Source organism: Pseudomonas sp. Sample_9 (genome assembly GCF_004307535.1).
GTDB lineage: Bacteria > Pseudomonadota > Gammaproteobacteria > Pseudomonadales > Pseudomonadaceae > Aquipseudomonas > Aquipseudomonas mercuritolerans.
This window is the reverse complement of the sequence record NZ_RAZO01000495.1, coordinates 1-1,965: the sequence shown is the minus strand read 5'-3', so window position 1 is coordinate 1,965 and position 1,965 is coordinate 1. Positions and strand designations below refer to the sequence as shown.

2 protein-coding genes are annotated in these 1,965 nt (G+C 62.8%); both read right to left on the bottom strand.

The features are described from left to right. The coding region (locus D6877_RS28215; protein WP_130912805.1) for an NAD-dependent epimerase/dehydratase family protein at positions 1–842 on the bottom strand (842 nt) is incomplete at its 3' end. Further along, the gene (locus D6877_RS28210) at positions 835–1,719 is read right to left on the bottom strand and encodes a sugar nucleotide-binding protein (protein ID WP_041477681.1); all 885 of its coding nucleotides are present in this window, start codon (positions 1,717–1,719) and stop codon (positions 835–837) included. The genes D6877_RS28215 and D6877_RS28210, both read right to left, overlap by 8 nt. Positions 1,720–1,965 lie beyond the last annotated feature (246 nt).

The window sequence follows — 1,965 nt, the reverse complement described above, 5'->3', positions numbered from 1 at the left end:
CGCGAATGGCGGATATCACCCGAACGCGCAGGCCCGTAGCTCACGGGCGGCAACTCACCGACTACCGATTTCAACGCTTCGAGCATCTGCTTCAGGCTCATCGCCTGATTCCAGCCAACATTGACCGCGCCTTCCTGTACATCAGGCTTTTCCAGCGCCTGCACCAGCAAATCCACCAGATCCCCGACAAAGAGGAAATCCCGAGTCTGCTCGCCATCGCCAAACACGGTGATCGGTAAACCTTTCGACGCGCGCTCGCTGAAGATGCTGATCACCCCGGAATACGGCGAGGAAGGATCCTGGCGTGGGCCGAAGATGTTGAAGAAGCGAAAGATTGCCGGCTCCAGGCCATGCTGGCGGCGGTAGAAATCGAAGTAATGTTCACCGGCCAGTTTGTCCGAGGCATACGGAGTCAATGGCGCCTTCGGCGTGTCTTCGTCGATCGACTCGCCCTCGCCATTGTTGCCGTACACCGCCGCGCTGGAGGCGTACACCACACGCTTGACCCCGCCCAGGCGCATGGCTTCGCAGACATTCAGGGTGCCGATGAAATTGCTCTGGTGGGTTTTCACCGGGTCGTCCACCGAGGCCTGCACCGAGGCCACGGCCGCCAGATGCGCGACAGCGTTGCAACCTTGCATGGCGCGGGCGACCAAAGCGGCATCGGCGACATCGCCGACCACCAGTTCAACCTTGGGATTGTCCAGCGGCAAATTGCTGCGCTTGCCGGTCGACAGGTCGTCGAGCACGCGCACTGCGTAGCCCTTGGCGAGCAGCGCGTCGGTCAGGTGCGAGCCGATGAATCCGGCTCCGCCAGTGATCAGAACCGTTGCTTCAGCCATGTCGGTAAAACCTGTCCAGTAAGCCTGGGAGTGCGGCACGCCAGGCGCGCGGCTTGATCCCGAAAGTGTGGAGAATTTTCTTGCAGGCCAGTACCGCGTGTTGCGGTTCTTCGGCGGCGTCCGGGCGCGCGGCGTGGGCCTGCGCGGTCGGTGCTTCGATCGCCAGCGGATGCAGGCTGCGTGCTTCGGTGAGAATCGCCTGGCCCAGCGCCAGCGGTGTGGTCGCTTCGTGGCCGGCGTAATGGTAAGTGCCCCACAGCGGCGCGGCGCAGTCGAGTTGCTTGAGCACGGAAATGATCACTCGCGCGGCGTCATCGACCGGAGTCGGATTGCCGCGACGATCATCGGCCAGCAGCAATTCTTCGGGTTTTTCCGCGCGGGCGAGGAAGCGTCCGAGGGTGCCGTCCGGGCTGTCGTCGAGCAGCCAGCCAAACCGCAGCAATACATGTTGCGGGCAGGTCGCGCGCACGCTTTGCTCGATGCGCCACAAGGCCTGACCGCGCAGGCCCAGCGGCACCGGTTCGTCTTTTTCGCTGTAGGCCGTGGCCCGCGAGCCGTCGAACACGCGATAGCTCGACGGTTGCACAAGGACAATGTTGTGGTGCTGGCACAGTTCGGCCAGACGCTCGATGGCGCGTTCCTGGCCGGTCATGCGGCTTTCGCTGACGCTCTCGGCCTGGAACCAGTCGAAATAGTAGGCGAGGTTGATCAACGCATCGGGACGGGTGTCGTCGAGCAGTTGGGTGAGGCTCGCGGCATCCCAGCCGTTTTCGGGCGGGCGGGGGGCGAGGAAACCGATGTCTTCTTCCGCACCGAGGCGAATCAGCGCCTGCCCAAGGGCATTTCCGCCGCCCAGTAACATAAGGCGCATTCGCATAGAGTCAGCAGGCCCAGTCTGATTGGAACGATGGCTTTGGCGACGGTTCTCGTGGAACCGTCGTCGATAATTGCCGGAATCGTTGCATTTTGCGGGTTTAGTGCGCAACCGTCATCCGTAAAGTGTAGATCCGCGAATTTGCGGCGTCCCGACCGGCCCCTTCGCGAGCAGGCTCGCTCCCACAGGGGACCGGGTTCCAAGGTGGGAGCGAGCCTGCTCGCGAAGGCGTCCGAACGGTACTTGCAT

What these genes read in the sequence shown, in the direction of transcription:
- D6877_RS28210 (WP_041477681.1), bottom strand. Translation starts at nt 1,719, where the DNA reads ATGCGAATGCGCCTTATGTTACTGGGCGGCGGAAATGCCCTTGGGCAG.